Annotated in this window: 25 protein-coding genes; 11 read left to right on the top strand and 14 right to left on the bottom strand. The window is 56.1% G+C overall.

Annotated elements, in window-relative coordinates; all coding sequences use genetic code 11:
• Nucleotides 1–11 precede the first annotated feature (11 nt).
• Genes pxpA through pxpB form a run of 3 tightly spaced genes read right to left on the bottom strand, consistent with a single transcriptional unit; the run spans nt 12 to nt 2,327 of the window.
• Nucleotides 12–758, bottom strand: a complete 747-nt coding sequence (gene pxpA / locus ACT3RR_RS01420) for a 5-oxoprolinase subunit PxpA (protein WP_485901555.1) — start codon at nt 756–758, stop codon at nt 12–14.
• Nucleotides 748–1,677 (bottom strand): 5-oxoprolinase subunit PxpC, encoded by a 930-nt coding sequence (gene pxpC, locus ACT3RR_RS01415; RefSeq protein WP_353501362.1) that lies wholly within the window; start codon nt 1,675–1,677, stop codon nt 748–750. Before pxpC ends, pxpA begins: the two co-directional genes overlap by 11 nt.
• Entirely contained in the window at nt 1,671–2,327 is a 657-nt protein-coding gene (gene pxpB / locus ACT3RR_RS01410) for a 5-oxoprolinase subunit PxpB (protein ID WP_496199596.1), read from the bottom strand. Before pxpB ends, pxpC begins: the two co-directional genes overlap by 7 nt.
• 246 nt (nt 2,328–2,573) lie before the next feature.
• Here pxpB and ACT3RR_RS01405 point away from each other — a divergent pair, with 246 nt between their 5' ends.
• Nucleotides 2,574–4,025, top strand: coding sequence for an MFS transporter (locus ACT3RR_RS01405; protein WP_496199595.1), 1,452 nt, complete (start codon nt 2,574–2,576; stop codon nt 4,023–4,025).
• A 16-nt stretch (nt 4,026–4,041) separates the two neighbouring features.
• On the opposite strand, the gene ACT3RR_RS01400 is transcribed toward ACT3RR_RS01405, so the two are convergent.
• From ACT3RR_RS01400 to ACT3RR_RS01380, 5 genes are all read right to left on the bottom strand, one after another.
• Nucleotides 4,042–4,788 (bottom strand): type 2 GTP cyclohydrolase I, encoded by a 747-nt coding sequence (locus tag ACT3RR_RS01400; RefSeq protein ID WP_486032167.1) that lies wholly within the window; start codon nt 4,786–4,788, stop codon nt 4,042–4,044.
• A 79-nt stretch (nt 4,789–4,867) separates the two neighbouring features.
• Complete coding sequence (locus ACT3RR_RS01395; RefSeq protein ID WP_496199594.1) at nt 4,868–5,848, bottom strand: MBL fold metallo-hydrolase; 981 nt, start codon at nt 5,846–5,848, stop codon at nt 4,868–4,870.
• 38 nt (nt 5,849–5,886) lie between these two features.
• Complete coding sequence (gene phrB, locus ACT3RR_RS01390) at nt 5,887–7,326, bottom strand: deoxyribodipyrimidine photo-lyase (protein WP_496199593.1); 1,440 nt, start codon at nt 7,324–7,326, stop codon at nt 5,887–5,889.
• 12 nt (nt 7,327–7,338) lie between these two features.
• Entirely contained in the window at nt 7,339–8,292 is a 954-nt protein-coding gene (locus tag ACT3RR_RS01385) for a YbgA family protein (protein WP_353501357.1), read from the bottom strand.
• A 184-nt stretch (nt 8,293–8,476) separates the two neighbouring features.
• Nucleotides 8,477–8,683: a YbfA family protein gene (locus tag ACT3RR_RS01380; protein WP_100937755.1), complete on the bottom strand. Its 207-nt coding sequence runs from the start codon at nt 8,681–8,683 to the stop codon at nt 8,477–8,479.
• A gap of 453 nt (nt 8,684–9,136) precedes the next feature.
• On the opposite strand from ACT3RR_RS01380, the gene ACT3RR_RS01375 reads away from it, so the two are divergent.
• From ACT3RR_RS01375 to kdpE, 6 genes are all read left to right on the top strand, one after another.
• Nucleotides 9,137–9,226: a K(+)-transporting ATPase subunit F gene (locus ACT3RR_RS01375; protein ID WP_100937756.1), complete on the top strand. Its 90-nt coding sequence runs from the start codon at nt 9,137–9,139 to the stop codon at nt 9,224–9,226.
• 2 nt (nt 9,227–9,228) lie between these two features.
• Nucleotides 9,229–10,917 carry a potassium-transporting ATPase subunit KdpA gene (kdpA, locus tag ACT3RR_RS01370; RefSeq protein ID WP_496199592.1) on the top strand — a complete coding sequence of 563 codons (1,689 nt, stop codon included), beginning with the start codon at nt 9,229–9,231 and terminating at the stop codon, nt 10,915–10,917.
• Nucleotides 10,918–10,960: 43 nt separating this feature from the next.
• Nucleotides 10,961–13,027, top strand: a complete 2,067-nt coding sequence (kdpB, locus tag ACT3RR_RS01365; RefSeq protein WP_353501355.1) for a potassium-transporting ATPase subunit KdpB — start codon at nt 10,961–10,963, stop codon at nt 13,025–13,027.
• A 63-nt stretch (nt 13,028–13,090) separates the two neighbouring features.
• Complete coding sequence (gene kdpC / locus ACT3RR_RS01360) at nt 13,091–13,666, top strand: potassium-transporting ATPase subunit KdpC (RefSeq protein WP_353503924.1); 576 nt, start codon at nt 13,091–13,093, stop codon at nt 13,664–13,666.
• A gap of 136 nt (nt 13,667–13,802) precedes the next feature.
• Nucleotides 13,803–16,496: a two-component system sensor histidine kinase KdpD gene (gene kdpD, locus ACT3RR_RS01355; RefSeq protein ID WP_496199591.1), complete on the top strand. Its 2,694-nt coding sequence runs from the start codon at nt 13,803–13,805 to the stop codon at nt 16,494–16,496.
• Entirely contained in the window at nt 16,493–17,182 is a 690-nt protein-coding gene (gene kdpE / locus ACT3RR_RS01350; RefSeq protein WP_034788424.1) for a two-component system response regulator KdpE, read from the top strand. Before kdpD ends, kdpE begins: the two co-directional genes overlap by 4 nt.
• Before the next feature lie 6 nt (nt 17,183–17,188).
• Here kdpE and ACT3RR_RS01345 read toward each other — a convergent pair whose 3' ends face one another.
• The 4 genes from ACT3RR_RS01345 to seqA all read right to left on the bottom strand — a co-directional run bounded on the left by ACT3RR_RS01345 (nt 17,189) and on the right by seqA (nt 20,625).
• A complete protein-coding gene (locus ACT3RR_RS01345; RefSeq protein ID WP_034788422.1) occupies nt 17,189–17,500 on the bottom strand; it encodes a DUF3861 domain-containing protein in 312 nt (103 codons plus the stop codon).
• Entirely contained in the window at nt 17,500–18,201 is a 702-nt protein-coding gene (locus ACT3RR_RS01340) for a PadR family transcriptional regulator (protein WP_496199590.1), read from the bottom strand. The genes ACT3RR_RS01345 and ACT3RR_RS01340 overlap by 1 nt, the downstream gene beginning before the upstream one ends.
• Before the next feature lie 198 nt (nt 18,202–18,399).
• On the bottom strand, nt 18,400–20,043 hold the full coding sequence (pgm, locus tag ACT3RR_RS01335) for a phosphoglucomutase (alpha-D-glucose-1,6-bisphosphate-dependent) (protein WP_496199589.1): 1,644 nt from the start codon (nt 20,041–20,043) through the stop codon (nt 18,400–18,402).
• A 24-nt stretch (nt 20,044–20,067) separates the two neighbouring features.
• Nucleotides 20,068–20,625 carry a replication initiation negative regulator SeqA gene (gene seqA, locus ACT3RR_RS01330; protein WP_353501350.1) on the bottom strand — a complete coding sequence of 186 codons (558 nt, stop codon included), beginning with the start codon at nt 20,623–20,625 and terminating at the stop codon, nt 20,068–20,070.
• Nucleotides 20,626–20,853: 228 nt separating this feature from the next.
• On the opposite strand from seqA, the gene ybfF reads away from it, so the two are divergent.
• Nucleotides 20,854–21,636, top strand: a complete 783-nt coding sequence (gene ybfF / locus ACT3RR_RS01325; RefSeq protein WP_353503923.1) for an esterase — start codon at nt 20,854–20,856, stop codon at nt 21,634–21,636.
• 259 nt (nt 21,637–21,895) lie between these two features.
• On the top strand, nt 21,896–22,177 hold the full coding sequence (gene ybfE / locus ACT3RR_RS01320; protein ID WP_034788646.1) for a LexA regulated protein: 282 nt from the start codon (nt 21,896–21,898) through the stop codon (nt 22,175–22,177).
• Between the two features lie 66 nt (nt 22,178–22,243).
• Here the strand turns inward: ybfE and ACT3RR_RS01315 are convergent, their stop codons facing one another.
• Nucleotides 22,244–23,908 carry a methyl-accepting chemotaxis protein gene (locus ACT3RR_RS01315; RefSeq protein ID WP_496199588.1) on the bottom strand — a complete coding sequence of 555 codons (1,665 nt, stop codon included), beginning with the start codon at nt 23,906–23,908 and terminating at the stop codon, nt 22,244–22,246.
• A 472-nt stretch (nt 23,909–24,380) separates the two neighbouring features.
• Here ACT3RR_RS01315 and fldA point away from each other — a divergent pair, with 472 nt between their 5' ends.
• Together fldA and fur are read left to right on the top strand one after the other, a co-directional pair.
• A complete protein-coding gene (fldA, locus tag ACT3RR_RS01310; protein WP_034788400.1) occupies nt 24,381–24,908 on the top strand; it encodes a flavodoxin FldA in 528 nt (175 codons plus the stop codon).
• 280 nt (nt 24,909–25,188) lie between these two features.
• Nucleotides 25,189–25,644, top strand: a complete 456-nt coding sequence (fur, locus tag ACT3RR_RS01305) for a ferric iron uptake transcriptional regulator (RefSeq protein ID WP_034788397.1) — start codon at nt 25,189–25,191, stop codon at nt 25,642–25,644.
• A 208-nt stretch (nt 25,645–25,852) separates the two neighbouring features.
• Here fur and chiQ read toward each other — a convergent pair whose 3' ends face one another.
• Nucleotides 25,853–26,191: a ChiQ/YbfN family lipoprotein gene (chiQ, locus tag ACT3RR_RS01300; RefSeq protein WP_437342023.1), complete on the bottom strand. Its 339-nt coding sequence runs from the start codon at nt 26,189–26,191 to the stop codon at nt 25,853–25,855.
• Nucleotides 26,192–26,193 lie beyond the last annotated feature (2 nt).

Raw genomic sequence — 26,193 nt, 5'->3', positions numbered from 1 at the left:
CTTTTATTGTTTCAGGCTGAAACCTGAATATTCTGCTGACGAAACGCCTCGCGCAGACGGCGGGCGAAGGCCAGAGCGTGCTCGCCGTCGCCGTGCAGGCAGACAGTATCGGCCTGCACCGGCACTGCGACCCCCTCGCGGCTGACCACTTTTTGCTGTTGAACCATCATCAGGGTCTGTTGCAGCGCCAACTCGTCACTTTCAATCAGCGCATCCGGCTGGCTGCGCGGCACCAAATTGCCACTGCTTTGATAGCGGCGATCGGCAAACACCTCTTGCGACGTCGCCAGCCCCAAACGCGATCCGGCGCGAATCAGCTCGCTGCCCGCCAGCCCCACCAGCTTCAAAGCAGGATCTACACTGTGCACCGCGCGGGCAATGGTGTCGGCCAAGGCCGGGTCAGTCGCCGCCTGGTTGTAGAGCATGCCGTGCGGCTTGACGTGCACCATCTTGCCGCCCTCGGCGCGGGCAATCGCCGCCAGCGCCCCAAGCTGATACACCACCTGCGCATAGACCGTTTCCGGCGGCAGCTGCATCGCCGTGCGGCCAAAGTTTTCGCGATCCGGGAAGCTTGGGTGCGCGCCAATCGCCACGCCGTATTGCAGCGCCCAGCGCACCGATTGCAGCATGGTTTGGGCGTCACCGGCGTGGAAGCCGCAGGCAATATTGGCCGAACTCACCAACTGCAGCAGGGCCTGATCGTTGTCGCAGCCTTCGCCGAGATCGGCGTTTAAATCCACCCTGAGATCAGCGGCCATGCAGCCCCCACTTAATCTGTTCGATAAAGCGTTCCTGCTCTTTCGACGCCAGCTGCGCCTCTTCCAGCGAGCATTTGACGAAATGCACCGGCTCGCCGAGGCGGATTTGCGCCAAGTTGTAGAGGTCAGCTTCAATCACGCAGGCGATGCGCGGATAGCCGCCGGTGGTCTGCGCGTCAGCCATCAGCACGATGGGCTGGCCGCCGTGCGGCACCTGCACCACGCCTGGGATCAGGCCGTGGGACAACATTTCGCGATTGCTTTCACGTTTCAGACTATGGCCGTGCAGGCGATACCCCATGCGATTGCTCTGCGGGCTAAGCTGCCAAGAGGTGCGCCAAAACGCCTCGCGCGCCTCTTCACTAAATTCCAGATATTCCGGCCCCGGCAGGGCGCGAATGCGATTACCGAACAGCAGCTGTTTGATGCCAGTCGACTGCTGCGGAGTCTGGCCTTTCTTGCCGATCGGTAGCTTATCGCCGTCGCGCAGCGGGCGGCCCTCTAAGCCACCAAAGGCCGTTTTAAGGTCGGTGCTGCGCGAGCCGAGCACCTCCGGCACGTCGATACCGCCGGACACCGCCAGATAGCTGCGCATGCCGCGCGCGGGGGTTTTGAGGGTGATGACCTGCCCGGCTTTTACCGGATAACGCCAGCCGGTCCACAACACTTTGCCGTCCAGCTCGGCGTGGCAGCCTGCACCAGTCAGGGCTATCCAGCCCGCGCGTTTAAATTCGGCGCTGAACTGCCCGAGGGTGATTTCCAGCCCGGCGGCGTTTTGGTCATTGCCCACCAGCAGGTTGGCGATGCGCAGCGCGGGAGCGTCCAGCGCGCCGGTCTGGCTGACGCCCAGTTGGCGATAACCGCTGCGGCCTAAATCCTGCACCGTGGTGAAAATACCTGCGCGAATAATGCTTAACATACCCCCTCCTTTTGCGGCACAAAGCGCACTTTATCTCCGGGACGCAACAAGCTTGGCGGGGACTGGCGCGCGTCAAACATCGCCAGCGGCGTATGGCCAATAATTTGCCAGCCGCCGGGGGTGATCAGTGGGTAAATGCCTGTTTGGCTGCCGCCAATGCCCACAGAGCCGGCAGGTACCGTCAGCCGAGGCTCCGCGTGGCGCGGGGTATTGAGCTTCTCCGGCATGCCGCCGAGATAAGGAAAACCGGGCTGGAAGCCGAGGAAGTAGACGATGTACTCAGCGCTGGCATGGCACTCCACCACTTTGCGCGGTTTCATGCCAGTGTGCTGGGCAACAAATTCCAAATCGGGACCGTGCTTACCGCCGTAAATCACTGGGATTTCAACCACTCGCGACTCAAGCTCCACCGAATCACTCTCTTCCCACCACTGCTGTAAACGCTCAATGGCGTCCAGCACAAAGCTTTCCGGGTCGGTCAGTAATACTGTGAGATTATTCATGCCGGGGATCACTTCCCGCACGCCGGGATAGTCCTGCAAACGCTGGGCAAGTCCCCAAATGCGTTGCTGGCTGGCTAATGAAACTGGCGGTTCAAGCTCCAGAACCACCGCGCGTTCGCCCAACAGGTAACACCGTGCTCGTTGCACTCAAACACTCCTCAAAAAAGCCGTTGTTGATGCAGCCGCAAAAGCAGCTGTTAAATAAACTGCAGAAAGAAAATCGTTAGACTGGAAACAGTTATGCGTGAAACGGACGGAGGATGTCAACTCAACAACCGCCAGTTTCGGACCCCTTTCAGGTTTCGCCTCCCGTGTTCTACTGCTACTCTCAATCTATTGCTTTATTTTTGTGCTTTCGGATAAAGCCTTTTTAGAAACACCAAGGGAGATGATTTGAAAAAGCCGCTGGCATTATTCTTTCCGCTATACACCACCACCCTGCTGATGCTGCTCGGTTCGGGCCTGCTCACCACTTACATCTCTCTGCGGCTGTCGGCTATCCACGTCAGCGGCGCAATGATTGGTGCCATCATCGCCGCCAACTACATCGGGCTGGTGATTGGCGGCAAAATCGGCCATATCCTTATCGCCCGCGTCGGCCATATTCGCGCCTATGTCTCCTGCTCGGGGATCATCACCGCCGCCGTGCTAGGCCACGGTCTGACTGAGATGATCCCGATTTGGGTGGTGCTGCGTTTAATCATCGGCCTGTGCATGATGTGCCAATACATGGTACTGGAAAGCTGGCTGAACGATCAGGCGGAAGCCGCCCAGCGCGGCGTGGTGTTTGGCTTCTATATGGTCGCCTCTTATCTCGGCATGGCGCTGGGGCAGGTGGTGCTGATGATTAACGACGGGCTGGGGGTCAGCACGCTGATTATCATCGCGCTCTGCTTCGCCCTCTGTCTGGTGCCGATTGCTCTAACCACCCGCACCAATGTCAGCCATATGTCCCCCGCGCCGATGGAGCTGAAGTTCTTTATTGGCGCTATTCCTAAGGTGCTCGCCACTACCCTGCTGATTGGCATGGTGGTCGGGTCGTTCTACGGTTTGGCGCCCATTTACACCAGCCAGCAAGAGCTAACCACTCAGCAAACCGGCCTGTTTATGGCGCTGGCGATTTTCGCCGGGCTGCTGGCGCAGTTCCCGCTGAGCTGGCTGTCGGACCACTACAACCGCAACATGCTGATGCGCATTAACGCCGTGCTGCTGGCGGTAACCGCGCTGCCGCTGGCGATCTTCACCCATATCTCTTTCCCGGTGCTACTGGGCGTCGGCTTTGTGGTCAGCCTGATGCAGTTCACCCTCTATCCACTGGTGGTGGCGTTAGCGAATGATATGATTGAGCCGGAGCGGCGCGTTTCCCTTTCCGCCTGTCTGTTGATGGCCTTTGGCGTAGGTGCCTGTATAGGCCCGCTGGCGGTGGGTGCGCTGATTGAACCTCTGGGCGGCAACATTCTGTATGCCTTCTTTGCCCTGTGCGGCGGCGGGATTGTGGCCCTGAGCCGAACTTCGGCCAAAGAGGAAGAGACGGTGATGGCGATGGATGCGCCACTGCCGCATATCGCCATGCCGGACAGCTTGAGCAGTTCGCCGCTGTCGCCAGCCTTGAACCCAGCCTTTGATGAGCAGCTGATTCAGGAAACCATGCCCGCACCGGAAATGGCCAATGAAGACGCGGCCGCCAATGATGATATTGAGAAGGAAGAAGAGGAGGAGCCGAGCGCCTTCGCGCCACAGGGGGCAGACCCCGACGCCGATACCGGCTTACAGCGCGCCTTCACCCTGCTGGAAGATAGCGCGCCGGAAGAGCCGCCCGAAGAGAAAGAGCGGCGCGTGCTTTAATGGCTAAAAATAGCCTTTAAGCTGGGTTATCGATATCTATAAATGTGACTTCTAATTTGTGTTCTTTCTCCAGCCACTCCCCCAGCGCTTTCACGCCATAGCGCTCGGTGGCGTGGTGGCCTGCGGCGTAGAAGTGCAGGCCCATCTCGCGGGCAATGTGGATGGTCTGCTCGGAGACTTCGCCGCTGATAAAGGCATCAACGCCAAACTCCGCCGCCTGCTGGATAAAGCCCTGACCGCCGCCGGAGCACCAGGCCACGCGACGAATCTCAGCCGGGCCGCCCTGGCCGCTGTGCAGCACCTTACGGTCCAGCAGCACTTCAATGCGCTGGCGCAAAGCTTCGCCGCTGAGTGGCGTTTTCAGCTCGCCGAAAGGCACCAGCGGCATCACTTCACCCAGCACCTCAATGCCAAACATTTTGGCCAGCTGCGCGTTGTTGCCCAACTCCGGGTGGGCGTCAAGGGGCAAGTGGTAGCCGTAGAGGTTTATGTCGTTAAGTAGCAGAGTTTTCAACCGGTTGCGCTTCATGCCGCGCACTACCGATGGCTCGTTTTTCCAGAAATAGCCGTGGTGAACCAAGATAGCGTCGGCCTTGTGCTCCACCGCCGCGTCCAGTAAAGCCTGAGAAGCCGTCACGCCGGTCACGACGCGGTTGATCTCCTTGCGCCCTTCCACCTGTAAGCCGTTCGGCGCATAGTCATGGAAGCTACTGACATCAAGTTTCTGATTAATCAAGGATTCAAGCTGAAGGTTGGTGATCATATCGGTCTCTCATTGGGTCTGAATATTTAGGGTGATGATAACTGACAAGCCGCTAACACCCAACCTTCAACACGGCTGGCTATAAGGTTAAGTGGTCGCCCTGCTGCATCCTGATAAACTTCACCCCAAGGTCATTGCCTTTCTCCAACTGCTGCATGATTGCGGTTTCTGGATTTTCACCGGCTTTCAGGCTGGGCTTGATGTGGCTGATGATCACACTCAGGCCGTCGAGAGAGCCTTTGCCGCCGCTGGCGGTTTCCAAGACTTTCAGCTCTTTGAGCAGCCATTCAGGGGTCAGATGACCAAACAGCTTGCCGTCGGCCACGTCGTCGGGATAAGAGGTTTCGATGATGATGCCATTGAGCCGCTTGGCTTTCACCTCAGCACCCAGCACCTGCCACACCGCCGCCAGATTGTTCGACTTCTCCACCGCGTCCGGGCCGGTATCGCCAAAGTAGGCAAAAGACTCTTTATTGCGGCTGAGCAGGATCATGCTCGACGGCGTACCGCCGTGGCTGAGGGGGTAAATCACGCCATCAAGCCCGGTAAGCCCGACGGAAAAACGCTGGGCCGGGCGCGGCGCATTCAGGCGATAGGTGCCGATGCGTAGGCCGCTGCCGGCATCCGTGAAGTTTGGCCACACTTTGCCGTTGAAGTAGTGCTGGCGCAGGGTGCCGATGGTATCGGCGGTGCCGTAAATCGGTTTTTTACTGTCTTCGGGAGAGCTGATGATAAGCCCGGCAAGATGGTCGAGATGGCCGTGGCTGATGAAGTAGCCGCCAATCAGATTGCGGAAAACCGCGCCCTGCGGGGTGTAAGGCGCGGCATTTTCTGGCGTCACCTGAGGAAAGGCGCCCTTTTCCAACGCCTTACTGATCCCGGGCAGAACCGAACCGGCATCCAGCCCGAGATAAACTTTTTGGTCATCGCTGCGAATCAGATAGGAGGTCAGGTTGCCCTCCTCAACGCCGCCGTGAACGCCAAGCGCCACCACGTCAAAACCTGCGAATGCCTGACTCGCGGAACACGCCAGGATCAGCGCCAACATTTTGTTTCTCATCACATCGCTCCGTGTGTGGTGAAGATTTCTGTTGGTTCTCAGCCCTGTGGCTGATTCCCTCGTTTCGCCGCCTCGAACGCCGCCAGTGTGTCTTTACGGGCGGTGGAGTGATCGATAACCGGCTGAGGATAGTCTAGCACGCGCTGGGTTTTCTCAGCCCATTGATGTGGCTGGTGAATTCCTTTTTCTGGGACATCGGTCAACTCCGGCACCCAAGCTCTGATAAATCGCCCGGCTTTGTCAAAACGCTCCCCCTGAGTGGTAGGGTTGAAAATGCGGAAGTAAGGCGCGGCGTCGGTGCCGGTGGACGCGCCCCACTGCCAGCCGCCATTGTTGGCCGCCAAATCACCATCCAGCAGTTGCGACATAAAATAGCGTTCGCCCTCGCGCCAGTCGATCAGCAGATCTTTGACCAAGAAACTGGCGACAATCATCCGCAGGCGGTTGTGCATCCAGCCGGTGGCGTTCAACTGGCGCATGGCCGCGTCGACAATCGGATAGCCAGTTTTACCCTCTTTCCACGCCTGAAGATCTTCCGGCGCGTGCCGCCAGCGGACATTATCGGTCCAGTCGATGAAAGGCCGGTGTTTACACAGCATCGGCCAGGCCACCAACAAATGACGGTAAAACTCGCGCCACACCAGCTCGTTCAGCCAGCCAAAGGCCCCGCCGTCGCGGCGCTCGAGCACGTCCGGGCATTCGGTGCGCAGGCGGTTAAAGCACTGGCGTGGCGACAGCACGCCGATGGCTAAATAAGGGGAAAGCGAGCTGGTGCCGTCGACGGCGGGCAGGTCGCGCTGCTCGAGATAATCCTGCACCTGCTCGCGGCAAAAACGGCGTAAACGGTCACGCGCCGCCTCTTCGCCGACCGGGAAGTCATCGCCAATCTCCTGCTGCGGATAGTCGAAGGGAGTCAGCGCGTGCAGTTTGACTTCGCCGTCGATGTCGCGGGCCTGCGGCGCAGGCAGCGAGCGGCTGTCGGACTCGGTCAGGCGTTCAAGAAAGGCGCGACGAAATGGCGTGTAGACCTTGTACATGCTGCCTTCGCCGGTAGTTACCGAGCCGGGGGGTAACAGCAGGCTGTCATCAAAACTGCGACAAATGACCTCGCCGGAGAGGCTTTTTTCGAGGGCGGCGTCGCGCTCTAACTCGTTGATTTCATACTGGCGGTTGTAGAACAACGCATCCACGTTTTGCTCGGCGCAGAAATCCTTCAGCCAGACATTGCTGGCGGCGAAGTCATCGCACTGCTGGTAGAACAGCGGAATGCCACGCTCGGCCAGGGAAGCCTGCAAAGCCTGAACGTGCTGGTAAATAAAGGCCGCCTGACGCGGCGCCATGACGTGCTGTTGCCACTGTTTCGGCGTGGCGATAAATAGCGCGAGCACCTTAGCCTGCGGGTCCTCGCAGGCGGCGTGCAGCGCGCGGTTATCGGTGATACGCAGGTCGTTGCGGAACCAGACGAGATGGGTAGTCATAAAGATCCTTCATTAATGGCCGTAGCGTAACCGCAGAGCCTCTGGATATGGCTCAAAATACCGCTGATCCGCTAGATAAGCGTCCGGATACTCAGCCATATAGTGTTTAAGCAGGGTGATGGGTGCCAGCAGAGGCTGAACGCCCTGACGATAGCGGTCGATAAGCTGGGTCAGTTCTTGGCGCTGGTGAGCATTAAGCTGGCGGCGGAAATAGCCCTGAACGTGCATCAATACGTTGGTGTGATTGCGGCGCGTGGCCTTGTGCTGCAACAGATTCATCAGCCGCTGGCGATATTCGACGAAGTACTCTTCCAGCGAAGTCCACTCGGCCATGCCCGCGACGAATCGGCCTAACTCGCGATATTGTGGCTGGGAGTGTGCCAAAAGCGAAAGTTTGTAACGGCTGTGGAAAGCCATCAGCTTGCCGCGCGACAGGCCGCTGGCCCGCAGCTGGTTAAGCTCATATAAGGCAAACACGCGCTCGACAAAGTTCTCACGCAGTACCGGGTCATTGAGCCGCCCATCCTCTTCCACTGGCAGCCACGGGTAGCGTTTCATCAACGCGGCGGCATAAATGCCCACGCCGCATTTCTTGCCGTCTTTGCCGTTGGCGCTGTAGACCCGCACTCTTTCCATGCCACAGCTCGGCGACTTGGCGCAGAGAATATAGCCACACAGATGCCCCAAAGGCTCAATGCGCTCCTCGGCATAACTCTGCATTTTCTCTGTCACATCAATGGATTCATCATTACTGAAACGCATCGCCACGCCGTCATCCTGACGAACCAAACGCAAGGCTGGGCGCGGCGTCGGCAGGCCAATCGCCATCTCAGGGCAAATCGCTTCGAAGCGTACATAGGGCGCAAGTTGCTCAACGGCGAAAGCCAGCCGCTTGTGGCCGCCGTCAAAACGCACGTTCTCCCCCAGCAGGCAGGCACTGATGCCGATCGGAATGTGTTCACTCATTAGCAACTCCCTGATGATGTTGGCCATGGCACTTAGGAAAAGAGCTATCTGCCCTCGTTATGAATCAGTATAAGTTATACAACAAAATAATGTTGTACAACTTTAGATTGAGGTAATAAAAAACCCCGGCTTTTCAGTCGGGGTTTTTAGCTTCTTTCCTTATCAGGAAGGGAAGGAGCAAAGATCAATAAAAATCTTGCGAAGCGAGTTCCGCATGCGACAGCCAAACAGGCTTATCGCTGGTTTTCAGCCAGACGCGGTGTAAATAACTATAAAAACGGGCGCGGTCCTGGCGGAACAGCATCACCGGTAATGCCAGCACGCCTGCGGCAAGCACCAGAGCGCGGCGAACAAGAATACGGGTCAGCGTATACGGCGTGTAATCAGACATAGCGTTGCTCCTTTCGGAAATGTTTAAGAATTAATGGAATCTGTAAATTGAACAAAATTTTACCGCAATGGCTGAAAGTTTACTACTCATCTGACCACTTAAAGTGTAAAAAAACACCAAATTTTGCCTATCGATGTAATTGAGTTACAGAAAAGTTAAATAAAAACACTTCTTACATTTCATTTTTATAACAACTCGATCACCTATCAGATTTTTACTCTCCAGCCCAAATCCCAAGCCATTTGAGTTGTATCAAGGCGGCAACTGAATGAATCCCAGGAGCTTACATAAGTAAGTGACTGGGGTGAGTGAGGGCAGCCAACGCCGAGACAACTCAAAGGGCGCCGGGATTTTTATATAATTTTTATACTGAAGACTGCTTTCTTTTCAGGATCTTTGCCTGCGATTCCCTATCCTCGCTGCAACATAAAAAAACACCTGTGGAGGTGGACTGTGACTGTTGGCGTAATCTGCGGCGCACTGCTGGTTCTGTTGTTACTCGGCTACTTGGTTTATGCCCTGCTTAATGCGGAGGAGTTTTAAAAATGGCAGCTTCGGGCTTTTTAATGATCGCCAGCTTTATGTTGGTGTTATTGCTGCTCTCAAAACCACTGGGGAATTTCATTGCTCAGCTGATTGAAGGTCAGCCTGTAGGGTTGTTACAACGTTTTGATCGTGGGGTATTTCGCACAGCAGGTAGTTCCGAAACAGAAATGAACTGGTGGCAGTACGCCCTCGCCATCATGGTGTTCAACATTTTAGGCATCGTCGTTTTGATGGTGATGCTGTTGGCGCAAGGCTGGTTGCCAATGAACCCGCAGAACTTCGGCGGCCTGTCATGGGATCTGGCTTTCAACACGGCAGTCAGCTTTGTGAGTAACACCAACTGGCAGGCGTACAGCGGCGAAAGCACGCTGAGCTACTTCAGCCAGATGATTGGTTTGACGGTGCAGAACTTCCTGTCCGCCGCCACCGGTATTGCCGTGGCCTTTGCGCTGATCCGCGCTTTCGCGCGCCCTTCGGCTCACACCATTGGTAACGCCTGGGCAGACCTGTGGCGCATCACGATTTATCTGCTGCTGCCAATTTCTCTGTTGATAGCGCTCTACTTCGTCAGCCAAGGAGTGATTCAGAACTTCGAAGTTTATCAGCACGTAACCACGCTGGAAGGCGCGCAGCAGCTGTTGCCAATGGGCCCAGTCGCCTCTCAAGAAGCGATAAAAATGCTCGGGACTAACGGCGGTGGCTTCTTCGGCGCTAACTCCGCGCACCCGTTCGAAAACCCAACCGCCATGACCAACATGGTGCAGATGCTGTCGATTTTCCTGATCCCTTGCGCACTGTGCTTTGCGTTCGGTCGCGTGGTCGGTGACAACCGTCAGGGCCACGCGCTGGTGTGGGCGATGTCAGTGATTTTCGTGGTGTCGGTGGTGGTCATTATGTACGCCGAATTGCAGGGTAACCCGCACTTCACGCAGCTCGGTGCGACCAGCAACATCAATATGGAAGGTAAGGAGAGTCGCTTCGGCATCTTAGCTTCTAGCTTCTTTGCTGCCGTCACTACCGCCGCCTCTTGCGGTGCGGTGAACGCCATGCATGACTCCTTCACCGCCCTCGGTGGTCTGGTGCCAATGTGGCTGATGCAGATTGGTGAAGTGGTGTTCGGCGGCGTCGGCTCTGGCCTGTACGGCATGCTGCTGTTCGTGCTGCTGACGGTGTTTATCGCTGGCCTGATGATTGGCCGCACGCCGGAATACCTTGGTAAGAAGATTGATGTTTACGACATGAAGATGACCGCGCTGGCGATTCTGGTGACACCAACGCTGGTGTTGCTGGGTACCGCGCTGGCTCTGGTGACTGACGCAGGTCGCGCCGGTATTTCCAACCCAGGTGCGCATGGTTTTAGCGAAGTGCTGTATGCCGTCTCCTCTGCCGCCAACAACAACGGTAGCGCCTTCGGTGGTTTAAGCGTCAACACCCCGTTCTATAACGTGCTGTTGTCGGTATGTATGTTCTTCGGTCGCTTTGGGGTGATTCTGCCGGTGCTGGCTATCGCTGGTTCACTGGTAGCGAAAAAACGTCAGAAAGCGGGCAACGGTACGCTGCCTACCTCCGGCCCACTGTTTATCGGCCTGCTGGTCGGTACGGTTCTGCTGGTTGGTGCGCTGACCTTCGTTCCGGCCCTGGCCCTCGGTCCGGTAGCAGAACATTTGCAGGTGTGGTCCGGCCATTAATGCCGCGTAACCCGTTGAACTGATAATGAGTGAGATTAATAAAATGACTCGTAAACAACGTGCGCTGTTTGAACCGCGCCTGATCCGCACCGCCCTGCTCGACTCGGTGAAGAAACTGGACCCGCGCGTCCAGTGGCGTAACCCGGTGATGTTCGTGGTGTATCTGGGCAGTATTCTGACCACCATTATTTGGCTGGCTATTTTGTTCAAACAGACTGACGGCAGCGCCGCCTTCACCGGCAGCGTGTCACTGTGGCTGTGGTTCACCGTGCTGTTCGCCAACTTTGCCGAAGCGTTGGCAGAAGGCCGCAGCAAGGCGCAGGCACAGAGCCTGAAAGGCGTGCAGAAGACCAGCTGGGCGAAGAAAATCTACGAACCGCGCCCGGAATCTCCGGTGGTTAAAGTGGCCGCCGACAGCCTGCGTAAAGGCGACATGGTGCTGATCGAAGCCGGTGATACCGTGCCGTGCGACGGTGAAGTACTGGTCGGCGGTGCGTCAGTGGATGAGAGCGCCATTACTGGTGAATCCGCACCGGTGATTCGTGAGTCAGGCGGTGACTTCTCCTCCGTCACCGGCGGTACTCGCGTGCTGTCTGACTGGCTGATTGTTGAGTGTACGGCGAACCCAGGCGACACCTTCCTTGACCGGATGATCGCCATGGTGGAAGGCGCAAAACGTCGCAAAACGCCAAACGAAGTGGCTCTGACTATTCTGCTGGTTGCGCTGACGCTGGTGTTCGTTCTAGCCACAGCAACGCTCTATCCGTTCTCGCTGTTTAGCGTTGACGCCAGCCACATGGGCGTTCCAGTCACCGTCACCGTACTGGTCGCGCTGTTAGTCTGTCTGATCCCTACCACCATCGGCGGCCTGCTGTCGGCCATCGGCGTGGCGGGTATGAGCCGCATGCTGGAAGCCAACGTGATTGCCACCAGCGGCCGTGCTGTAGAAGCGGCGGGTGACGTTGACGTGCTGCTGCTCGACAAGACCGGGACCATTACGCTGGGTAACCGTCAGGCATCGCAGTTCCTGCCCGCACCTCAGGTGACGGAACAGGAACTGGCCGATGCCGCACAGTTATCCTCACTGGCGGACGAAACGCCGGAAGGCCGCAGCATCGTGGTGCTGGCGAAACAGCGCTTTAACCTGCGCGAACGCGATATCCATTCGCTGAACGCCACCTTTGTTCCGTTCTCTGCGCAAACCCGCATGAGCGGCGTGAACATCGGCGACCGCAGCATTCGTAAAGGCTCGGTGGACGCCATTCGTCGCCACGTGGAAACCAACGGCGGCAGCTTCCCGCAGGCTATCGAAGGCCTGGTGGAAAACGTGGCTCGTAAAGGCGGTACGCCGCTGGTCGTGGCTGAAGGTGCGCGCGTTCTGGGCGTGGTTGAGCTGAAGGACATCGTCAAAGGCGGCATCAAAGAGCGCTTTGCCGAGCTGCGTAAGATGGGGATCAAAACGGTGATGATCACCGGTGACAACCGTCTGACCGCCGCCGCTATCGCGGCAGAAGCCGGGGTGGATGACTTCCTGTCTGAAGCTACGCCGGAAGCCAAGCTGGCGCTGATTCGCCAATACCAGTCAGAAGGCCGTCTGGTGGCGATGACCGGCGACGGTACCAACGACGCCCCTGCTCTGGCACAGGCTGACGTGGCGGTGGCGATGAACTCAGGTACCCAAGCGGCGAAAGAAGCCGGCAACATGGTGGACCTGGATTCCAACCCGACCAAGCTGATTGAAGTGGTCCATATCGGTAAGCAGATGCTGATGACGCGCGGCTCGCTGACCACCTTCAGTATCGCCAACGACGTGGCGAAGTATTTCGCCATTATCCCGGCGGCGTTCGCGGCGACCTATCCGCAGCTGAACGCGCTGAACGTGATGCACCTGACCTCCCCTGCTTCGGCGATTATGTCAGCAGTGATTTTCAACGCCTTGGTGATTGTGTTCCTGATCCCACTGGCGTTACGCGGTGTGAGTTATAAAGCCATGAGCGCCGCGTCGCTGCTGCGTCGCAACCTGTGGATTTATGGCGTGGGTGGTCTGGTGGTGCCGTTTATCGGTATCAAGATTATCGACGTGATCCTCACCGTTTTACACTTAAGTTAAGGGATAAAGACTATGTCTGTTTTACGTGCTCAGTCTGCTAACCAAGCTCCAGCGCCAACCCGCATGAGCTATCTGCGTCCTGCGATTGTGATGACGGTGCTGCTGACGCTGGCGACCGGGGTGGTCTACCCGTTCGTCACCACCGGGATCTCCACCGCGGTATTCAACTACCGCGCTGAAGGTTCGCTGATCCGTGACAATGGCGTGATTGTCGGTTCTGAGCTGATTGGCCAGAACTTCACTCGCGACAACTATTTCTGGGGGCGTCCGTCGGCGACGTCCGATACCCCCTATAATCCAATGGCGTCCGGCGGCAGCAACATGGCGGCGAGCAATCCGGCGCTGGACAAAGCCGTGGCGGATCGCGTGGCGGCACTGCGTAAAGCGAACCCACAAAGTTCGCCACAGGTTCCGGTGGATTTAGTCACCGCATCGGGCAGCGGCCTTGACCCACAAATTTCGGTGGAAGCCGCACAGTGGCAGGCCCAGCGCGTGGCAACGGCGCGTGGCTTAACGCTGGCGCAAGTCAATAAACTGATTGATGATAATACCTCGTCGCCGCTGGCGAGCTTTATCGGCCCAACCGTGGTCAACGTGCTTGAATTAAACCATGCGCTGGACAACCTGAAAGCGCAGTAAGGGTTCGAATAAAGATGTCCTCTAGATAAAGAGGATCAGTGATTAGGGCGCAACACGCTGCACCTTTCGAGATTCCCCCTCGGAAAATGCAACATGCTGCGCCCGTTCGGCTTTCTAAATTATGATGGGAAAACACATGGTGGAAGAATCACAACGCCCCGACCCCGATAGTCTTCTGGCGCTCGCTAATGAGAAGCCGCGCGGTCAATTAAAAGTCTTTTTCGGTGCCTGTGCGGGCGTTGGAAAAACCTTTGCCATGTTACAAGAGGCCCAGCGTTTACGCGCCACGGGCCTCGATGTTTTGGTCGGCGTGGTGGAAACCCACGGGCGTAAAGAGACTGAGGCCCTGCTGCCCGGCCTGAGCCTGCTGCCGCCAAAACGCATTCAGCACCGTGGTCGTCTGGTGCAGGAGTTTGATCTCGACGCCGCCCTCGCCCGCCACCCTGCCCTGATCCTGATGGATGAACTGGCACACAGCAACGCCACCGGCTCCCGCCACCCGAAGCGCTGGCAAGATATTGATGAGCTTTTAGATGCTGGAATCGACGTGTTTACCACCGTCAACGTGCAGCATCTGGAGAGTTTGAACGACGTGGTCAGCGGCGTGACGGGGATTATTATTCGCGAAACCGTCCCTGACCGGCTATTTGATGACGCTACCGAAGTGGTGCTGGTAGACCTGCCGCCGGACTCGCTGCGCCAGCGTCTGAAAGAGGGCAAAGTCTATATTCCCGGTCAGGCCGAGCGCGCCATCGAGCATTTCTTCCGCAAAGGCAATCTGATTGCGCTGCGCGAATTAGCCCTGCGCCGCACCGCCGACCGGGTTGATGACCAGATGCGCGAATACCGCGATGACCAGGGCGTCCACCGCGTCTGGCACACTCGCGACGCCCTGCTGCTGTGCATCGGTCACGGCGGCGGCAATGAGAAATTAGTGCGCGTCGCCTCGCGGCTGGCGGCGCGTCTGGGCTGCATCTGGCACGCGGTGTATGTCGAAACCCCGCGCCTGCATCGTCTGCCAGAAGGCCAGCGGCGGGCGATTTTGCGCTCGTTAAAACTTGCGCAGGAGCTGGGCGCCGAAACCGCCACCCTCTCCGACCCGCAGGAAGAGAAAGCCATTCTGCGCTATGCCCGCGAGCACCGCCTGGGCAAAGTGCTGATGGGGCGGCGCAAAGAGCAGCGCTGGAAGCTTGGCGGCAGCTTCGCCGACCACCTGGCGCGCATCGGGCCAGATTTAGATTTGATGATCATCGGGCTGGAAGATGCTCCGGCGATCCCGAGCCGCAAAGAGCACGACGCCCGCACCTTCGCCGAGAAATTCCGCCGCCAGCTTCAGGGCTGCGCCGTGGCCGTGGCGCTCTGTACGCTGATCACCCTATTCTCACAATGGCTGATCCCGGCCTTCGATCAGGCCAACCTGGTGATGGTTTACCTGCTCGGCGTGGTGATCGTCGCGCTATTTTATGGCCGCTGGCCGTCGGCGCTGGCCGCGGTGATTAACGTCGCCAGCTTCGACCTGTTCTTCGTCCAGCCCCGAGGTTCGCTGGCGGTGACCGACGCGCAGTATCTGGTGACCTTCGCGGTCATGCTGATTGTCGGCATTCTGATTGGCAATCTCACCGCCGGGGTGCGCTATCAGGCGCGCATTGCCCGTCACCGCGAACAGCGCGCTCAGCATCTGTATGAAATGTCGAAAGGTTTAAGTCAGGCACTGACGCCAGACGCCATTGCCCAAACCAGCCGCCACTTTATCTCTTCCAGCCTGCACGCCAAAACCGCGGTTTTACTGCCGCAGGAAAATGGCGGTCTGGCTCCGGCGGCCAGCGATGAAGGCGCCAGCATCGTGGTGGATGACGCCATTGCGCGCTGGAGTTTTGACAAGCAGATGCCCGCCGGAGCAGGCACCGACACGCTGGCGGGCGTGCCTTACCAACTGCTGCCTCTGGTGGCCTCAGGCCAGTCGCGCGGCCTGCTGGCGGTTGAGCCGACCAACGCCCGACAACTGATGGTGCCGGAGCAGCAGCGACTGCTGCAAACCTTCACCGTGCTGGTCGCCAATGCCCTCGAGCGTTTAGATTTAGCCGCCAGCGCCGAAAGTGCCCGGCTGGACGCCGAGCGCGAACAGCTGCGCAACTCGCTGCTCTCCGCCCTCTCCCACGACCTGCGCACGCCGCTCACCGTGCTGTTCGGTCAGGCAGAAATCCTGACGTTAGATTTAGCGTCAGAAGGCTCGAAACACGCGCCGCAGGCTAATCAGATTCGCCAACAAGTCCTCAGCACCACCCGGCTGGTGAACAATTTGCTGGATATGGCGCGCATTCAGTCCGGCGGCTTTAACCTGCGCAAAGAGTGGCAGTCGGTGGAAGAGATCATCGGCAGCGCGCTGCGCATGTTGGAAACCGTGCTCAGCAGCCACGAAATCAAAATCGAGCTGCCGGAAGAGCTATTGCTGGTCAATTGCGACGGTAGCCTGATTGAGCGGGTATTTATCAATCTACTGGAAAATGCCCATAAATATGCTGGTTCCGGGGCGACCATCGGCATTCGCGCCACGCCGCAGCAGGAGTGGCTGGAGATGGAAGTGTGGGACAACGGGCCGGGAATTATGTCCGGCGGCGAGCGCGCCATCTTCGACAAATTCTCTCGCGGTAATAAAGAGTCAGCAATCCCCGGCGTGGGCTTGGGATTAGCCATTTGTCGTGCCATTATTGAGGTACACGACGGCGAGATCTGGGCAGAAAATGGCCCTAACGGCGGCGCACGCTTCCGCTTCCGCTTACCTTTGGAATCACTGCCAGAAATGGACACTGACATAATTGAGGAAATGTGACTTCATCTCCCATTAATATTTTGATTGTTGAAGATGAGAAAGAGATCCGGCGCTTTGTTCGAACCGCGCTGGAGGGGGAAGGTTTGCGCGTTTTCGAGAGCGATACGCTGCAACGCGGGCTGATTGAGGCCGGTACGCGCAAGCCTGACCTGATTATTCTTGATCTCGGTTTGCCGGATGGCGACGGGCTGGATTATATCCGCGATTTGCGCCATTGGAGCAGTATCCCGGTGATTGTGCTTTCAGCCAGAACCAGTGAAGAAGATAAAATTGCCGCGCTGGACGCGGGTGCCGATGACTTCCTGACCAAGCCGTTTGGCGTTGGCGAGCTGTTGGCGCGCGTGCGCGTGGCGTTGCGACGCCATGCCGGAAGCCATCAGGAAAGCCCGTTGGTGAGTTTCTCTGATGTCAGCGTGGATTTGGTCAATCGGCGCGTGCAGCGTAATGGCGAAGATTTACACCTGACGCCGATTGAGTTTCGCCTGCTGGCGGAGCTGCTGGCTAACAGCGGAAAAGTGATCACCCAGCGGCAATTACTGAGCCACGTCTGGGGGCCAAACTATGTCGAGCACAGCCACTATCTGCGCATCTATATGGGCCATTTGCGGCAGAAGCTGGAAGTCGATGCCACCCGTCCACGCCATCTGTTGACTGAAACGGGCGTCGGCTACCGATTCCTGCCCTAACCTGCTTTACTCTTCCCGCTCGCGCACTTTGCCGGTTTTCAGCAGCATCATAAAATCTTTAAAGGCGGTGCGCAGAGGGTCGAACAGCGGATGCTTGCGGTTCTCCATCATGGTTTCTGAGAACAGCTTCAAGCCCACGGCAAAAGCCGCCGTTTTCTCTTCGCCAAAGCCCAAATCTTCTCGCGCCTGCAAACGCTTCACAATGCCCAAAATCTCATCGTGGTTCTCAGCTTCAAAGACCAGCGTTTCGGCTTCCAGCGGCTCGCCGCGCTTGTCAGTTAATGGTTCAACGGTGATGCGATAACGGTAACCCGGCATTATTTTTTCTCCTCAGAATGAGTATTTTTAGAAGACGCAGCGGCCAGCTCGGCGTCGATGGCGGCGAATTCGGCTTCAATACTTTCTACCGCTTTGACCAGCGTGGCATTAACGCGGGCCACCTGCTCGGCGCTCAAGTCGCCGCGCATCATGTTGCCGCGCAGCACGCGTTTCAGACGATGCATGGCGTCGGAAATGCCTTCTGCCAAGTTGCCGCCGCGCGGGCGCGTTGCCCCGGCCAGACGGGCGAAGATGATGTCGACCACTTCCTGATGCTGCGCCAACTCGACTTTACCGGCTTCGGTAATTTGGTAGCTTTTGCGGCCATTGCCGGTAGCGACGGCTTCCAGAAAGTCTTGCTCTTCCAGCAGGGTCAGCGTCGGGTAAATCACTCCAGGGCTTGGCACATAGAGGCCAGACGAGGCTTCTTCAATCGCTTTAATCAGTTCATAGCCGTGGCTTGGCTTTTTCGCCACCAGCGCCAGCAGCACGCGGCGCAGGTCGCCGTGCTCAAACAGGCGCTGCACGCGCTCGCCGTGACGCCCTTCCCCTCGACCACCGCGACGGCCTTCGCCGCGCTCATCGCGATCGCCAAAATGGTGACGCCCGCCGCGACGTAGGTCGCGATGGCCGTGACGGTGATGCCCTTCTTCGCGACACCCGTGGCCGCGATGGCGACCTTCGAACAGTTTACTGAACATAGATTCAATCCTTAAAACAGGGTTATTTAGATATATCGAAGTGTTTTCGATATATCTAAACTAGATCGAATTTCAGCCGTCAGCAAGTCGAAAATGCAATTTCGATATATCTTTTTTATGACGAGGGGAATTTCAGAAGGTGCAGAAAGCAAAAAAGCGCTGAAGATTCAGCGCTTTGTTTTGGAGCAGAGGTCGGGATTACTTGGCGTCGGCGAGCACTTTGCTGACGATATCCACGGCTTCTTTTTCGATTTTTTCGCGGTGCTCGGCGCCCAGGAAGCTTTCACAATAGATTTTGTAAGCTTCTTCAGTACCGGACGGACGCGCGGCGAACCAGCCATTTTTGGTCATCACTTTCAGACCGCCGATGGAAGCCCCGTTGCCCGGCGCGTTGGTCAGCCGGGCGGTGATTGGGTCACCGGCCAGCGTGTCGGCTTTCACCTGCTCAGGAGAAAGCTTGGACAGCGCGGCTTTCTGCGCGTGTGTCGCAGGCGCCTGAATACGGTTGTAGCTTGGCGCACCAAAGCGAGCCGCCAGCGCATTGTAGTGCTCTTGCGGATTCTTGCCGGTGACGGCGGTGATCTCAGCCGCCAGCAGGCACATGATGATGCCGTCTTTGTCGGTGGACCAAGGCGTGCCGTCGAAACGCAAGAAGGACGCCCCGGCGCTCTCTTCGCCGCCGAAGCCGAAACTGCCGTCAAACAGGCCGTCTACGAACCATTTGAAGCCCACTGGCACTTCCACCAGCTTGCGGCCCAGATCTTCGACCACGCGGTCAATCATCGCGCTGGAGACCAGCGTTTTGCCGACGGCGACCTCTTTGCCCCACTGCGGACGGTGCTGGAACAGGTATTGAATCGCCACCGCCAGATAGTGGTTCGGGTTCATCAAACCGGCCGGGGTGACGATGCCGTGGCGGTCGTAATCCGGGTCATTGGCGAAGGCCAAATCGAACTTGTCGCGCAGCGCCAGCAGGCCCGCCATCGCGGATTCAGACGAGCAGTCCATGCGGATCACGCCGTCGTGGTCGAGATGCATAAAGCGGAAAGTCTGATCGACTGAGTCGTTCACCAGCGTCAAATCTAATTCGTAATGCTTAGCAATACGCTTCCAGTATTCGATACCGGAACCGCCGAGTGGGTCAACGCCCAGCTTCAGGCCCGCTTTTTGAATCGCCTTCATGTCGACGATTTCGCCAAGGCTTTCCACATAAGGCTGAACCAAGTCTACGGCTTGCAGATGGCCGCTTTTCCACGCCGCGTCGAGAGACTGACGCTGAACGCCGGCCAGCTTGGCCGCCAGCAGCGCATTGGCACGTTTTTCGATCACTGACGTCAGGTCAGTATCAGCCGGGCCGCCGTTGGTTGGGTTGTACTTGATGCCACCATCTTCTGGCGGGTTGTGCGATGGGGTGATGACGATGCCATCAGCCAAAATGCCGCCTTTGCGATTGTGGGTCAGGATAGCGTGAGAAACCGCAGGCGTCGGCGTGTAGCCATTATCTTCCTGCACAATCACGTCAACGCCGTTGGCCGTCAGCACTTCCAGCACGGAAATAAAGGCCGGTTCGGACAGCGCGTGGGTATCTTTGCCCACGTAGCAAGGACCCGTGGTGCCCTGCTCTTTGCGCACTTCAGCAATTGCCTGAGCAATCGCCAGAATGTGGTTTTCGTTGAAGCTATGACGCAACGCGCTACCGCGATGGCCGGAAGTCCCAAACTTCACCGCGTGGGCAGTGTTCGCCGGGTCCGGTTGCAGAACGTAATATTGTGACGTCAACTGCGCCACATTGATTAAATCGCTTTGCTGAGCAGGTTGTCCTGCACGAGGGTTTTTAGCCACGTGTGCATCTCCCTTACGCTGAAATTAGAGGGTACCGCAGACTTTGTCGGTCAGTTCTTGTGGGAACTGCATCAACTGCATGATGTGTTCAATCATGCTGCGTTTGCGATCTGTGTTGGTATTCGTGATAACCCAATACGGCGTTCCAGGAACGTGTTTAGGCTTAGTATGGTTACCGTTTTGCAGCAATGTCTGCTGGTCGCCGGCGAAATAGGTGCGCGTACGGCCGTGCAGAGAGTCCGTCGCCGCAGCAAATTCTTTAGGATTCAGACAGTACAATGTAGTCAGGATCAGCATGAAACGGTTCACTGCCTTGGTCTGTTCTGCATAGTCATCAGAAAGCAGCAGTTCGCGCACGGCGCGGACTTTATCACGCGCGGTGTTAGCAGCAACGACAGGCGTTTTCTCTGCGGCAGTGGCGGCAGCAACCTGCGCGCCCGCATTGGCAGGAGGGGTTTTCGCTTCCTGCCCGGCAGAAAACTTCAGCATACGGCGCAAAATATCCGACGCACTTTCACCGATATGCTGCGTATGGCTGGCAATATAACGGTAGAGTTCTTCGTCAACCTCAATAGTTTTCATCTTTTTCCAGTACTGTTTTTTCTACTTAATTCGTTCGAAAAGGATTATACAAACTTCTGCGCGTTAACGAACAGGCCGCAACACAAAAAGCAGATTTATCCCCGCTTTCTGCTCACGCCTGCTGCAAACGGCTTCGCAGCGCGAAATCCCAATCAGGTATCTGGCTAAAACTTTCCGGTTTAAAAATTTTCAGCAACTCATGATAACCTAATGAGATTGTTTATCTGCATGAACTTCACCATGAAATTACATTATCGTCTGCAAGAATCTGCCCAGCCCGAGAATCAAACCCTGCCCGTTTTGCTGATCCACGGCCTGTTTGGCACGCTGGATAATCTCGGGGTATTGGCGCGCGACTTGAAACAGCAGCATCAGGTGCTGCAGGTAGATATGCGTAACCATGGCCAGTCGGGGCGTTCGGATGACATGTCTTATGCCGCCATGGCGCAGGACTTATTGGATACCATGGATGACGTCGGCTTCGAAAAAGCCTTAGTGATTGGCCACTCGATGGGTGGCAAAGCCGCCATGGCGATGACCGCGCTGGCCCCCGAGCGGATTGAAAAGCTGGTGGCGATTGATATCGCGCCGGTGGATTATGACACTCGCCGCCACGACGAAATTTTTGCCGCGGTTAACGCCGTGAGCGACACCAAGGCTGGCGACCGCCAGTCCGCTGCCGAGTGCATGCGTCAATATATAGAAGAAGAAGGCGTGATTCAGTTTTTGCTGAAATCCTTCCAGCAGGGCGAGTGGCGTTTCAACGTGCCTGTGCTGATGGCCGAGTACGCGAAAATCATCGGCTGGGAAAACATTCCCGCGTGGAACCACCCTGCGCTCTTTATTCGTGGCGGCCTGTCGCCTTATGTGCAAGATAAGTACCGCGACGCCATTGCCAGCCAATTCCCTCAGGCGCGCGCCCACGTGGTCGCCGGAACCGGCCATTGGGTTCATGCAGAAAAACCTGACGCGGTGCTTCGTGCTGTACACCGTTTCATCGATGAGGCTTGATGTTTAATAAGCTGGGGATAAATTGTGCAAAAAGCCTGCATAACTTAATCATTTAGCTATAAATTTGGGCTTTTAACCGTTGTGAATCGCGGCGCGGCTAGGGTATGATTGCGCGCTAAAATTTTGCCGCCCCAAACTGGGTATAAGTTGTGCGGGGCGTCTCGAAGTTGGGTTGGGTGATTAGCCCGAAATATGTAAGGCAATCGTCAGAAACGGCGTGCCGTTTTCCGATGTAACTTTCCTGGTTTTACCGCTACCTATGGCAAAAGAACAACTGGATCGCACGACGCTTGATCTGTTCGCAGATGATCGCCGTCCGGGGCGTCCGAAAACAAATCCGCTTTCACGAGATGAGCAGCTTAGGATTAATAAGCGCAATCAACTTCGTCGCGATAAAGCGAGCGGTTTGCGACGCGTCGAGCTAAAAATTAATGCAGAAGCTGTTGATACGCTCAACAAGCTTGCCGAAGAACGCAATATCAGTCGTAGTGAGTTGATTGAAGAGATGCTATTGGCGCATCTGAATCATCACGAAAGCTGAACCTCAGCGGGCAGCCAGTTCTGGCTACCCGCTCATTTTAGGTTGCTTGCAACCCGCCAGCCTTAGTTAAAACGTTTCCCAATTTTCACTGCTTTTGGCGGTAGATGCCCCCAAGTCCGGACGCAGTAAAGGTGCGCGCTGAGATGCAACCTGATGCTGACCCACGCGCGTCACGCTGTCGCGCAGTTTGAAGGTCGCCACGGCGTTGTTCAGCAATGCCGCCTGCTCTTCCAGAGACACCGCGGCCTGCGACGCCTCTTCCACCAGCGCGGCGTTTTGCTGCGTCACGCTATCCATCTGCGTCACCGCCACGGCCACCTGGCTAATCCCCTTACTCTGCTCATCCGACGCCGAGGCAATTTCCGCCATGATGTCGGTGACGTGAGTTATCGAGCGCACCACGTCATCCATGGTGTTACCCGCCTGCTCCACCAATTTCGAACCATTATCCACGCGGGAGACGGACTCGCTGATCAGCTGTTCAATCTCCTTCGCCGCCTGCGCGCTGCGCTGGGCTAGATTACGCACTTCGCTGGCAACCACGGCAAAACCGCGCCCCTGCTCGCCCGCGCGCGCTGCCTCAACCGCCGCATTCAGCGCCAAAATATTGGTCTGGAAAGCAATGCTGTTGATCACCGCCGTTATCTCAGCAATCTTTTTCGAGCTGCCGGAGATGTCCTTCATGGTGCTAACCACGTCAGCGACAATGGTGCCGCCCTTGCGCGCCGTGGCAGAGGCTTCCACCACCAGCTGGCTGGCGTGATGAGCATTGTCGGCGTTGTGTTTCACCGTCGCGGTCAGCTGCTCCATGCTGGCGGCCGTCTCTTCCAGCGCCGAGGCCTGCTGCTCGGTGCGCGAGGAGAGGTCATTGTTACCGGCAGAAATTTCAGAAGCGCCCTGATAGATGCTATTGGTGCAGTTGCGAATGGTTTGCACAGTGTTGATCAGGCTGTTTTGCATCACGTTGAGCAATGGAATCAGCTTCCCGGCGCAGTTTTTACCGAACTCCTCCAGATTGTGGGTCAGGTCGCCGCGCGCAATCACCGCAAACTGGTCACGGATTTTATTCAGCGGTTTGACTAATGCCCACACCAGATAGCGATCGGTGATAAACAGAATCACCATGCCCAGCGCGAAAGCCACCAGCAGAATGATTTTGCTCATTTGAGTCAAATAGGCTGATTGGGCTTCAGTGCGCTTTAATGCTTCCGCAATCAATGCGTTGGCTTTCTCAACCGAGGCGCCAAACTTGACGCTGTACGGCACAACGTTGACGGTAGAAATCTGCTTATAAGCCTCAGCGTTCTTGCTGCTCGCGGCATTGAACAGCGGCGTAGCGCCCTGCTCCGCCAGATTAGTCCAGTCAGTAATAAGCTGCTGCACCACGGCGTCATCCAGTCCCGGATGCGGTGATTTTTTAAACGCAGCCAGTGCGTCAGTCATATTGGTCAGCGCCAGTTTCGCGCCATCGAATAACTCCGGTTTCTGGTTAGGGTCGTTTTGTAACGCTGACATCGCACGAGTCAAACGCGTTTGGGTTCTAAAATATTGATCGCTTCCTTTATGAATCAAGGTGAGATCGTTGACTAATGCCACGTTAATCTCGGCATTTCTGGTCAGAGAGTTGAGTGAAGTTACGGTATAGATAGCCACGCCCGCCCACATGACGCTAAATGTACCGAGAATGACTAGCATTGCGGTCCTGATGGTAATATTTTTCAAAAATTGCACGATGTGCCTCTCGTGAAACAGCTCTGTTTCTTTTTATGTGTATTAACGGGGATGCGGAGAATCAAGACAGGTCGCCGGAAGGCATAGGCCGCGGGACATGGTGAACACCTCTCCGGGCATCGATTGCTTGTACTGACGAGTTTCCTCTCGCTTCATCTATCGGCGCTGGATGGGTAAAATTTAGGAGCAACGTGAAATTCTTTCAGTTTTGCTTAGGGAGTGCGCACTTTGTATGAGCCGAATAACCATACAAAACACACAAAGGCGATAACGCTCGCCGGCAATGCTCGATAAACTTGTTAGTTAACTGCAAGCTGCGTAGAGGCATGTTCTCTGCGTGATGAGTTTGTTATTATTTGCGGCATTATTGCCTAGGGTATATTTCCGCTATCCCCACTCCGCCAATCAAATGGCCGACGCAACGGATAGTTAGGATCAGGCTTTTCATTGAGAACAAGAGGTTAGAAATCTTATGGCCGTAGTAGGAATCTTCTTTGGATCCGATACAGGTAACACCGAAAACATCGCAAAAATGATCCAAAAGCAGTTGGGTAAAGATGTTGCCGAGGTACATGACATTGCGAAAAGCAGCAAAGAGGATTTGGAAAAATTCGATATTTTGCTGATCGGCATTCCAACCTGGTATTACGGCGAAGCACAGTGTGACTGGGACGACTTTTTCCCATCGCTGGAAGAGATAGATTTCGAAGGTAAGCTGGTTGCCCTGTTTGGCTGTGGCGATCAGGAAGATTATGCCGAATACTTCTGTGATGCGATGGGCACCGTGCGTGACATCATCGAGCCACGCGGCGCGGTTATTGTAGGACACTGGCCAACAGCCGGTTATCACTACGAAGCCTCAAAAGGTATGGCGGATGACACTCACTTCATCGGCCTGGCGATTGACGAAGACCGTCAACCAGAACTGACCAATGAGCGCGTGGATGCATGGGTGAAACAGATCACCGAAGAATTAAGTTTAGCTGAAATCATTGGCTGATCATTAGCTGATAGCAAGAAAGGCCCTGAGTCGTTGATTACACGTCGAAAGGGCCAATCTATTACTGAAATTAACAATTTAACCGCTACAAAATTGTAACTTTCAGCGGTATCAAGGTACACTTAGATCTTGGTTTATTCTATTGATCAAGCCGTTGCGATCTGATCGCGACAGTCGTGAAAAGTGTGATCTTCGTTAACAGATCCCCCTATTCACCATGAACTGATACCACAGGCTTCATGCCTCAACGTGACAAGCATAGTAACAGGACTGAATCCGCATGACTGACAATAATACCGCACTGAAGAAAGCTGGCTTAAAAGTCACGCTTCCGCGACTTAAGATCCTGGAAGTGCTGCAAGCGCCGGAAGGTCATCACGTCAGCGCGGAAGATTTGTACAAACAATTAATTGATATGGGTGAAGAGATTGGTCTGGCGACGGTTTACCGCGTTCTGAACCAATTTGATGACGCAGGTATCGTTACCCGTCATAACTTCGAAGGCGGCAAATCTGTTTTCGAACTGACCCAACAGCATCACCATGACCACCTGATTTGCCTTGATTGCGGCCGCGTTATTGAATTCCGCGATGAGTCAATCGAAGCGCGTCAGCGTGAGATTGCGAAGAAACATGGCATTAAACTGACTAACCACAGCCTCTATCTGTACGGCCACTGCGAACTGGGTGACTGCCGTGAAGATGACAGCCTGCATAACGATAAACCAGCACTGTAATTGCAGTTCTGTAGTCATGCGTTATGTTCTGCCTGAGATGGAGCAGAACTAAAATTAGCCGCTGAAAAGCGGTTTTTTTTATGCCTAATTTCCTCCCCCTCTCGCTTCAGACATTAAAAAACCCCGATCTCTGCATCAGAAATCGGGGTTCTTCATTGTGGCTGGCGGCGAGGCTGACTGCCCTGCCGCTTGCGCCCGTCAACTCACCTTACTTCATGGCGCTCGGCGAGTTGTTGGCTTTGATCTCCTGCCAGATTTTACCGCAATCCTCAGCATAGCTTTGACCATCGCCGGTTTTACGCGCCGTCAGGCATTTCTGGTAGTCGATAACCCGCACGGTTTCTTTCTTTGCAAACGCCTCATGGGCTTTCTCTTTCTGCAGCGATTCCAGAATGGTCTGGCAGGTCGCTAGCTTATCGGCTTCGCCATTCGAGGTATTGATACAGTTGGTGTAAGAGTGACGAAGCTGGTCGGCCTTACTGGCACTCGGGTCAGAACAGGCGCCCAGCAAAGCGACAGAAGCCACCACCAACAACACATTTTTAATCG

Origin of the sequence: Ewingella sp. AOP8-B2-18 (genome assembly GCF_052376015.1) — a bacterium.
Taxonomy (GTDB): Bacteria; Pseudomonadota; Gammaproteobacteria; order Enterobacterales; family Enterobacteriaceae; genus Ewingella; species Ewingella allii.
The sequence above is the reverse complement of the archived record's forward strand: the minus strand, read 5'-3'. Positions and strand labels throughout refer to the sequence as shown.

What these genes read in the sequence shown, in the direction of transcription:
- seqA (WP_353501350.1), bottom strand. Translation starts at nt 20,625, where the DNA reads ATGAAAACTATTGAGGTTGACGAAGAACTCTACCGTTATATTGCCAGC.
- ACT3RR_RS01340 (WP_496199590.1), bottom strand. Translation starts at nt 18,201, where the DNA reads ATGTTCAGTAAACTGTTCGAAGGTCGCCATCGCGGCCACGGGTGTCGC.
- ACT3RR_RS01400 (WP_486032167.1), bottom strand. Translation starts at nt 4,788, where the DNA reads ATGATCACCAACCTTCAGCTTGAATCCTTGATTAATCAGAAACTTGAT.
- kdpB (WP_353501355.1), top strand. Translation starts at nt 10,961, where the DNA reads ATGACTCGTAAACAACGTGCGCTGTTTGAACCGCGCCTGATCCGCACC.
- kdpA (WP_496199592.1), top strand. Translation starts at nt 9,229, where the DNA reads ATGGCAGCTTCGGGCTTTTTAATGATCGCCAGCTTTATGTTGGTGTTA.
- fldA (WP_034788400.1), top strand. Translation starts at nt 24,381, where the DNA reads ATGGCCGTAGTAGGAATCTTCTTTGGATCCGATACAGGTAACACCGAA.
- ACT3RR_RS01385 (WP_353501357.1), bottom strand. Translation starts at nt 8,292, where the DNA reads ATGAGTGAACACATTCCGATCGGCATCAGTGCCTGCCTGCTGGGGGAG.
- kdpD (WP_496199591.1), top strand. Translation starts at nt 13,803, where the DNA reads ATGGTGGAAGAATCACAACGCCCCGACCCCGATAGTCTTCTGGCGCTC.
- phrB (WP_496199593.1), bottom strand. Translation starts at nt 7,326, where the DNA reads ATGACTACCCATCTCGTCTGGTTCCGCAACGACCTGCGTATCACCGAT.
- fur (WP_034788397.1), top strand. Translation starts at nt 25,189, where the DNA reads ATGACTGACAATAATACCGCACTGAAGAAAGCTGGCTTAAAAGTCACG.
- ACT3RR_RS01345 (WP_034788422.1), bottom strand. Translation starts at nt 17,500, where the DNA reads ATGCCGGGTTACCGTTATCGCATCACCGTTGAACCATTAACTGACAAG.
- pxpA (WP_485901555.1), bottom strand. Translation starts at nt 758, where the DNA reads ATGGCCGCTGATCTCAGGGTGGATTTAAACGCCGATCTCGGCGAAGGC.
- ybfF (WP_353503923.1), top strand. Translation starts at nt 20,854, where the DNA reads ATGAACTTCACCATGAAATTACATTATCGTCTGCAAGAATCTGCCCAG.
- ACT3RR_RS01395 (WP_496199594.1), bottom strand. Translation starts at nt 5,848, where the DNA reads ATGAGAAACAAAATGTTGGCGCTGATCCTGGCGTGTTCCGCGAGTCAG.
- ACT3RR_RS01380 (WP_100937755.1), bottom strand. Translation starts at nt 8,683, where the DNA reads ATGTCTGATTACACGCCGTATACGCTGACCCGTATTCTTGTTCGCCGC.
- pxpC (WP_353501362.1), bottom strand. Translation starts at nt 1,677, where the DNA reads ATGTTAAGCATTATTCGCGCAGGTATTTTCACCACGGTGCAGGATTTA.
- kdpC (WP_353503924.1), top strand. Translation starts at nt 13,091, where the DNA reads ATGAGCTATCTGCGTCCTGCGATTGTGATGACGGTGCTGCTGACGCTG.
- ybfE (WP_034788646.1), top strand. Translation starts at nt 21,896, where the DNA reads ATGGCAAAAGAACAACTGGATCGCACGACGCTTGATCTGTTCGCAGAT.